This is a genomic window from Rahnella sp. WP5 (genome assembly GCF_000745615.1).
Taxonomy (GTDB): domain Bacteria; phylum Pseudomonadota; class Gammaproteobacteria; order Enterobacterales; family Enterobacteriaceae; genus Rahnella; species Rahnella aceris.
The window spans coordinates 24,058-31,662 of the sequence record NZ_JQJR01000024.1 but is presented as its reverse complement, the minus strand read 5'-3'; the positions used below and the strand labels follow the sequence as shown (position 1 = coordinate 31,662).

Annotated in this window: 9 protein-coding genes; 7 read left to right on the top strand and 2 right to left on the bottom strand. The window is 52.2% G+C overall.

Going from position 1 to position 7,605, the window contains the following annotated elements; all coding sequences use genetic code 11:
• Nucleotides 1-250, top strand: a 250-nt coding sequence (locus tag EX31_RS26400; protein ID WP_231576069.1) for a hypothetical protein, incomplete at its 5' end; no start/stop codon positions are given.
• 108 nt (nucleotides 251-358) lie between these two features.
• On the opposite strand, the gene EX31_RS16740 is transcribed toward EX31_RS26400, so the two are convergent.
• Together EX31_RS16740 and EX31_RS16735 are read right to left on the bottom strand one after the other, a co-directional pair.
• The gene (locus EX31_RS16740) at nucleotides 359-634 is read right to left on the bottom strand and encodes a helix-turn-helix domain-containing protein (protein WP_223509806.1); all 276 of its coding nucleotides are present in this window, start codon (nucleotides 632-634) and stop codon (nucleotides 359-361) included.
• 533 nt (nucleotides 635-1,167) lie between these two features.
• Nucleotides 1,168-1,893: a pirin family protein gene (locus tag EX31_RS16735; RefSeq protein ID WP_013575680.1), complete on the bottom strand. Its 726-nt coding sequence runs from the start codon at nucleotides 1,891-1,893 to the stop codon at nucleotides 1,168-1,170.
• Between the two features lie 156 nt (nucleotides 1,894-2,049).
• Between EX31_RS16735 and EX31_RS16730 the strand changes: the two genes are divergently transcribed.
• From EX31_RS16730 to EX31_RS16705, 6 genes are all read left to right on the top strand, one after another.
• On the top strand, nucleotides 2,050-2,946 hold the full coding sequence (locus EX31_RS16730) for a LysR family transcriptional regulator (RefSeq protein WP_037035706.1): 897 nt from the start codon (nucleotides 2,050-2,052) through the stop codon (nucleotides 2,944-2,946).
• Between the two features lie 147 nt (nucleotides 2,947-3,093).
• The gene (locus EX31_RS16725; protein ID WP_013575678.1) at nucleotides 3,094-3,861 is read left to right on the top strand and encodes a phytanoyl-CoA dioxygenase family protein; all 768 of its coding nucleotides are present in this window, start codon (nucleotides 3,094-3,096) and stop codon (nucleotides 3,859-3,861) included.
• A gap of 161 nt (nucleotides 3,862-4,022) precedes the next feature.
• Nucleotides 4,023-4,871: an AraC family transcriptional regulator gene (locus tag EX31_RS16720; RefSeq protein WP_037035705.1), complete on the top strand. Its 849-nt coding sequence runs from the start codon at nucleotides 4,023-4,025 to the stop codon at nucleotides 4,869-4,871.
• 261 nt (nucleotides 4,872-5,132) lie between these two features.
• A complete protein-coding gene (locus EX31_RS16715; protein WP_037035704.1) occupies nucleotides 5,133-6,227 on the top strand; it encodes an ABC transporter ATP-binding protein in 1,095 nt (364 codons plus the stop codon).
• A gap of 4 nt (nucleotides 6,228-6,231) precedes the next feature.
• The gene (locus tag EX31_RS16710) at nucleotides 6,232-6,882 is read left to right on the top strand and encodes an ABC transporter permease (RefSeq protein WP_037035702.1); all 651 of its coding nucleotides are present in this window, start codon (nucleotides 6,232-6,234) and stop codon (nucleotides 6,880-6,882) included.
• Nucleotides 6,879-7,586 carry an ABC transporter permease gene (locus tag EX31_RS16705; protein ID WP_015689988.1) on the top strand — a complete coding sequence of 236 codons (708 nt, stop codon included), beginning with the start codon at nucleotides 6,879-6,881 and terminating at the stop codon, nucleotides 7,584-7,586. The genes EX31_RS16710 and EX31_RS16705 overlap by 4 nt, the downstream gene beginning before the upstream one ends.
• Nucleotides 7,587-7,605 lie beyond the last annotated feature (19 nt).

Genomic DNA, 7,605 nt, shown 5'->3' with positions numbered 1-7,605 from the left:
GCGCGGCGCGGCCGGTGTAATGAGCCGGATCTCACCAGTGGTCAAGATCCCGTTCAGTAATATTGGCCGCCAGCACCGGATGTGCAAGCAGAACAATTTTAAAAGATGGCTGTTTTTCAAACGCCTGCATGGCGCAGTCATAAACCAGATGATGTGCAGTTTGTTTACCGGGTTTTTTACCGTCAGGCCGCAGGATTGCGTTTGTGTGGCATGGGGGTTGATCCGACAGGGGGCTGATGGAAAGCCATAACAGCCTGCCCGAGCCTGACGTTAATCACGGCTGCGATGTGCCGAACTCAGGGAGTTAGCAGGGAGAGGAAGAAAAAGGGCGTCTTTACAACGCCCGGAGATGTTTATGCTATTCGTCTGACGGGGGTTTCTTACCGGGCGTGCGCAATGGACGTTCAACAAATTGCATTGTGCGCTTATCGAAATACCGGCTTGGCCAGATAATCGAAGGCGGCACGCCGATAGCCTGGCTTATCAGCAATTCCCCCTTTGGCCAGGGGCGGGTAAGCGCATTGGCTAATGTGGTTGAACATAAACCCGCTGCGCGTGAAACCGCAGACAAGGTGGTGCCTTTTTTGCGCAGTGCAGCAATGATGTCAGCGGGGTGCCAGTCCTGATTAATCAGGATTTCTCCCTCATGTTGCTGGATGTACGAAGTAGGAAACGGCAGGAAAGTCGGACTATGGGGCAGTTTCATGGGTTTTCTCCGATGTGATAGTTAACCACCACCGGAGCTGCGAAACTCTTTTGGTGGTGGCTCAGACAAGGTTCGCAGTACCGGTCACATCGGAAGCCGGCCAGCCCGGGGGCTGCCTTGCCTGAGTCACCATAGGATGTACAAATTACAAGCATCTGTATCTGACAGGTGTACGGAGGCAAATACATAATTATTACATATGTATTTCCGATGTGGTATTCAGGCTGCGAAACCTAGCCGCGTATTTTTGACGCGACGAGGCGAATATAACGTAAGGAAGGGTTATAAACCAACTGGATAACGACATAGATGGGAGATGCTTTCCAGAGAAAACTCTCTGTTGAAGAGGATTACAGCAGACTTTTTTTGTCCGTGAGGACGAGGATAATAAAAGGGCAGACGCATTGCCGAAAAACCTGTAATACGCCTGCTTAAAAACGTTCAATTAGCGGGTCGGACAATCAACGGGTCGGATGATTCACCTCCACCGGACGCAAATCAAACAGCAAGACTTCTGCCTGGTCGCCGTCCGTGAAGGTGAGTTTATCTTCCTGACGGATACGTGCGCCGTCACCGGTTCTGAATTCAATGCCGTTCACTTTGATGCTGCCGCGTGCCACGTGGACATAGGCATAACGGTCAGGGTCAAGGTCGAACGTGGCCTGTTCTGCACCGTCGAAGAAACCCGCGTAAATCTTCATGTCCTGACGCACGCTCAGTGAGCCATTGTCACCTGTTGGCGAGATAATCAGGCGGAACTGCCCGCGTTTTTCCGCTTCAGGCACAGACACCTGCTGATAACCCGGTTTGGTCCCATTTTCAGATGGCACGATCCAGATTTGCAGGAAATGCACCTTTTCGTCACCGGAGTGGTTGAACTCACTGTGCGTCACACCGGAACCGGCGCTCATCAGCTGCACGTCGCCGGGGACAATCACAGAACCGGTGCCCATTGAATCTTTATGCTCCAGCGCGCCTTCCAGCACATAAGAGATAATTTCCATATTGCTGTGCGGATGCGCCCCAAAGCCGCGCCCCGGTGCAACCTGATCATCGTTGATGACCAGCAGGTCTGAGAAGCCGACCTGTTTTGGATCCCAGTAACTGGCGAAGGAGAAGGTGTGACGTGAATGCAACCAGCCGTGGTCACCCAATCCGCGTTGTTCAGAGAGACGTTGTTCGATCATGATGTGATCCTCAGTTTGTCAGGGGGGAAGCGCGTTTGCCCTTCCGATGAACAGAGAATACACGTAAACTAATTTGCTCAACAATGCGGTTTTTTGACTATCACTGTCACGTTTTGGTTGACAATAAATGGCGTGAGAATAAAGGGTGCGGATAAGATGCAGACAGAAGATCTTCGTATTTTTATTGCTGTGGTAAAAGCGGGGAGTTTTACCACGGCGGCTGAACAACTGATGCTTTCTAAACAATACGTCAGTCGCCGCATGGCGTCGCTGGAGGCTGGCTTACATGCGCGGCTGCTCAACCGCAATACCCGCAAACTGTCGGTGACCGAGTCCGGCCAGTTGTTCGCGCAACATGCACAGCGCATCCTCGACGATATCGAAGAGGCCGAACGGGCGGTATCGCCCAGGCGGCAGGCGCTTCAGGGAACGTACCGCATCAGCATTCCGATGTCGTTTGGTATCAGCCACCTTTCACCGCTGATTGCCGAGTTTTTAGGTCAGCATCCGGCGATTCAGTTTCAGGTAGAACTGGTCGATCGCTATGTCGATCTGGTGGGTGAAGGTTTCGATATCGCGCTGCGCATTGGTAATCTGGCAGATTCCTCGCTGGTGGCGCGGCGGCTTGGCGAACTGAAGCGGGTGATCTGCTGCAGCCCGGAATATCTTCAGCGTAAGGGGACGCCGGAAACGCCGGAGGATTTGCTCAACCATCATTGCCTGCGTTACGGGCGCGAAGGGCAGACCGGCTGGGAGCTGGAGCTGGAGGGCAAACGTCGTCTGTTTGATGTGCGCGGGCCAATTGTCAGCAATAACGGCGAAGTGCTGCGCGATGCGGCCGTCGCCGGACTCGGGCTGGTATTACTGCCGGAATTTATCGTCGGACCGGCGCTGCAATATGGCGCACTGGTTCGCGTACTGGATGCATTTCATCCCGGCTCACTCAGCCTGCATGCCATTTATCCGCAGCACCGTCAGCGCAGCGAAGTCACCCGGGTATTTCTCGATTTTTTACAGGAAAGGCTAAAGGCACAACTGCTGGTATCGGCCTGAGATAAGCACCGCAGAGGTGAGCAGACCTGCGTCACACTTTTTGGGCGATCACACATAAATCCAGTGTTTTGTAGCATTTGCATCGTTTTTTCCTATAAAAACTGCCGTACTTTTATGTTACGCAAACGTTAACTGAAGGGGCGGAAAATGAATCATTCATCTGAGCAATATCTTGCAGCGCTGGGCGCAACACAACCATTAACTCCGGCGCAGGCTGACGAGCTGGAGACGCGCGGATACCTTGTTATTCATAATGTTATCGACAAAGACTGGCTGGAAGAGATGCGCACCGCGTTTGACATGCTGGTGGACAAAGAGGGCGATAATCTCGCCGTTGAACACCATCAGGAAGCCACCGCGACCCGTATCGCCAACATGATCAACAAAGGTACCGTGTGGGAAAAAGTGTGGTCGCATCCGCTGATCCTGTCCGTCTGTCATCATATTTTTGGTGGCGCGTTTAAGGTTTCGAGCCTCAACGGACGCGAAGCGCTGCACCGGGGCGGCCATCAGCCGCTGCATGCTGACTGGAAAAAGCCGCGTCCGGATTTTCCTAAAGTCCATCTGGTCAATGCCATCGTGGCGATTGACGATTTGAGTGCCGCCAACGGCGCACCGCGCATTATTCCCGGCACCCATCACCGCCCGGAATTGCCAGAAGATGTGCTGGCGGATGTTGAATTACCGCATCCTGATGAAGTGGTGTTCGAAGCACCGGCGGGCAGCGTGATGATTTACAACGCTCACGCCTGGCACGGCGGCACCAATAACCGCATCGGCACCCGTCGCCGCGTGCTGCACAGTTTGTATATCGACCGTGCGGATGCGCAGCAGCAGGATCAGCGTAAATGGCTGAAGCCGGAAACGGCAAGCCGCCTGACGCCTGCCCAGAAATGGTTGCTCGACGTGCTCTGAATTTTTGTTTTCCCCAGGCCTGGCCTGCCGGTCAGGCTTTTTATGGCATTTTACCGGCCTTTATAACGGACATCAGAGGGCGGTCACAGTGTGGCTGGCCGCATCACCGCGTAGGTGTTACGTGTATGTTATGATGAAGAGAAAACCTCTGAGAGACTGCCATGCTGCAAGACGTGATAGAAACACTGTTCCGATCGGTGTCCGGCAGTGATGTGTTTGCTGTCAGGTTTCCTGATAATTCCCAGCCACCGCCTGAACTGGCCTCCGTGGTCAGTTTTCCCCGTATTGAATTTGTCGTTGAAGGCGAAGTCCGCGATCGCAGCGTTGCCGCAGACAAAGGGCTGCTCAGGCAGGGTGATGCGCTGTATATTCCGGGCGGAAAATGGAATCTGATGGTGTGGGATAAGCCCGCGATTGTGCTGAGTATTCTGTTCAGCAAAGAAAAACTGGGGTTCAGTTTACAGTTTTGGGATGGCGTGACATTTACCGGCACGGATAAACAAAGTGTTTCCCGCCTTGGCCCGCGTGTAGGTTCGTTTCTGTTGCAGGCGATGAATGAAATTGTCTCCAGTTCTGACGACCAGCAAACCGCGCGCTGCGTTGTAGCGGGACTGTTAAGTCATTGTCAGGAACAACTCGCTAACAGGGCGCAGATCCTTACCCGCAGCGGGGCGCTGTTTGAAGTAATCAAAAAGTATATTGAAGAGAATGCCTCACTGCCGCTGACGCGCGAAAACGTGGCAAAGCGTTTCCATATCACGCCGAATTATCTGTCTCATTTGTTTCGTAAATCCGGAGATATCGGCTTCAGCGAGTATCTGAATCACGTCCGCCTGGAAAAGGCTAAACTGTTGCTTAAAGGTTATGAACTGAAAATCAAAGAAGTGGCGACCAGCAGCGGCTTCGTTGACAGCAACTATTTCTGCCGGGTTTTCCGCAAAAGCACCGCCCGTTCGCCTTCTGAATATCGCAGTCAGTGGCTGAGTCAGTTGTCAGAGCGAAAGTCGTAAACAGCCTGTAGCCAGAAAGTAAAACATTCCGCACCGCAATGGGGCGGAGTGTTTGTTTCTGGTGCAAAAAAACCGCATCTTCCGTTCACTTTTTACCCCCCGGCACATCCCATCCGCCGTAATCCGTGGCTTTTCACCCGCACAGAGAAGTTGGCATCCTGCTTGCTAGGTTGTACATACAAGTTAGTACATGTCAGGTCTGCAAAATAATCACACGCAGGCGCCTTATGAAAAACACTCCGTAATGTGGCTGGAAACGTAATGATTTCATTTGAGAGCATAAGCAAATTTTACGCAGATGGGACGGTGGCTGTAGACAGGCTGTCGTTCAGTGCGCCGACGGGACAAATTACTATGCTGGTCGGGCCTTCGGGCTGCGGCAAAACCACTTCACTGCGCATGATCAACCGGTTAACCGAGCCGTCTTCAGGCAACATTTTGCTGAACGGACAGCCGACCGCCGGGATGGATCTGGTTAAACTGCGCCGCAAAATAGGTTATGTGATCCAGAACGCCGGGCTGTTTCCGCACAAAACCGTGCAGGACAATATTGCGGTCACCGCGCTGCTCAACGGTGCGACACGCACGGCAGCGCGTAAAAAAGCCCTCGAATTACTTGAAATGGTCGGGCTTTCGCTGACGATGGCGGAGCGCTATCCGTGGCAGTTGTCCGGTGGTCAGCAACAAAGGGTCGGCGTGGCGCGTGCGCTGGCATCGGACCCGGAATTTATGCTGATGGACGAACCTTTCAGCGCCGTCGATCCGGTGGTGCGCGAACAGTTACAGGATGAGTTTTTAAGATTACAACGTGAAATCGGCAAGACCATTATTATGGTCACGCACGATATTGATGAGGCGATGAAATTAGGCGACCAGGTTGCGGTTTTCCGCCCCGGTGGTCGTCTGGCGCAAATCGCGTCACCGGTGAAATTACTTAATGAACCGGAGGATGCGTTTGTCGCTGACTTTATTGGCCGTGACCGCGGATACCGTAAACTTTCGTTCGATATGATCCCTGATAATATCAGCCTGACGAAAGAACCTGTTATCGCGCCGGGTATTTCCGTCAGCGAAGCCCGATCCCTTGCCGGAGAAAGTGCCTGGTTACTGGTGGTTGAAAATGAATGTCCGCTCGGCTGGTATGATGTGACACAAAATAAAACCACCGTGGATCCGGAAGATATTAATCTCGGCAGCACCTTTGCGCCGAAAAATGGCACGCTGCGTCAGTTAATGGATTCGGTATTAAGTTCTCCCTGTCAGCGCGGTATCGTGGTTGATGAACAGCAGCGCTTTATGGGTACGGCAAATATCGAACAGGTGTTTTCACTTTCTCATTCCCGTGCTGTGAGGTAATGTCATGCGTTTTGACTGGTTATTTCAGCAGCGGGAAAATATATTAACGCTGCTCGGCTGGCATGTTTACCTGTCTGTTATTCCGGTATTAATCGGTCTGGCACTGGCTATTCCGGTCGGGGGTGTTTTGCACCGCTGCGGGAAATTTAAAGACGGCATTCTCAATGTATTAGGATTGCTCTATACCATTCCTTCCCTGGCATTATTTGTTTTATTACCCGGTCTGCTGGGCACGAAAATTCTGGATACCGTGAATGTCGTGGTGGCTCTGACACTTTATGCGTTTGCGCTGCTGATCCGTACCGTGTGCGACGGGCTGGATTCTGTTCCACATGAAACCCATCAGGCCGCTGTCGCCATGGGCTACCGGCCCTTGCAGCGTTTCCTGAGCGTGGAATTACCGCTGGCTGTGCCGGTAATCGCCGCAGGTATGCGGGTAGTGGTGGTATCGAACGTCAGTATTGTGTCGATTTCAGCACTGGTCGGCATGCCGCAGTTGGGGGCGTTATTTACCCAGGGTTTCCAGCTACATTTCCTGACGCCGATTATTGCCGGTATTTTCCTGTGCATTGTGCTGGCGCTGCTGCTGGATAATCTGGTGCTGCGCACCGGCGATAAAATGACCACCTGGCAACCGAAAAGGAATGCGAAATGATTAACTGGTTGCTGGACTCCGGTCACTGGCTCAACGATGACGGCTTGCTGGTGCTGATATTTCAGCATCTGATTTACAGCATTGAAGCGTTGTTTATTGCGGTGATTATCGCTTTCCCGATCGGTTGTTATGTCGGTCATACCGGCAAAGGTGCGATGTTATTAATCGGCAGCGCCAATGCCATGCGTGCGCTGCCCTCATTCGGGTTGATCATTTTACTGGTAATTCTGTTCGGGCCGGTATTTGAATCAGACCTGGCTTTTATTGTGCCTTGTCTGATTGTGCTGATCATTCTGGCATTACCGCCCATCATGATGGGGGTATATTCCGGCATCAGGGCGATTAATCCGGCGATTATTGACGCCGCAACCGGCATGGGATATTCACCGCTGAAATTACTGCTGACGGTGGAAATACCCTGTGCAATGGCGCTGATATTATCCGGCATCCGCAGCTCTGCGCTGCAAATTGTGTCTACGGCTACGATTGCTGCGTATGTTTCGCTTGGGGGGTTAGGACGGCTGATTATTGATGGCCGTGCGCAGAACGATTATCCGCAAATGGTTGCGGGTGCTTTTATGGTGGGAATATTAGCGTTACTGGTTGATGTATTTTTCTCTTTTTTAATTCGTTTCATTGTTTCACCAGGATTACGGCAGCGTGAACGCCGCCGTAAAAAAACAATTCCTTTATCGAATAACTGAATTATCTACTCACTCATTC

Coding starts and splice junctions, on each gene's coding strand:
- EX31_RS16735 (WP_013575680.1), bottom strand. CDS start 1,893: ATGATCGAACAACGTCTCTCTGAACAACGCGGATTGGGTGACCACGGC.
- EX31_RS16705 (WP_015689988.1), top strand. CDS start 6,879: ATGATTAACTGGTTGCTGGACTCCGGTCACTGGCTCAACGATGACGGC.
- EX31_RS16725 (WP_013575678.1), top strand. CDS start 3,094: ATGAATCATTCATCTGAGCAATATCTTGCAGCGCTGGGCGCAACACAA.
- EX31_RS16730 (WP_037035706.1), top strand. CDS start 2,050: ATGCAGACAGAAGATCTTCGTATTTTTATTGCTGTGGTAAAAGCGGGG.
- EX31_RS16715 (WP_037035704.1), top strand. CDS start 5,133: ATGATTTCATTTGAGAGCATAAGCAAATTTTACGCAGATGGGACGGTG.
- EX31_RS16710 (WP_037035702.1), top strand. CDS start 6,232: ATGCGTTTTGACTGGTTATTTCAGCAGCGGGAAAATATATTAACGCTG.
- EX31_RS16720 (WP_037035705.1), top strand. CDS start 4,023: ATGCTGCAAGACGTGATAGAAACACTGTTCCGATCGGTGTCCGGCAGT.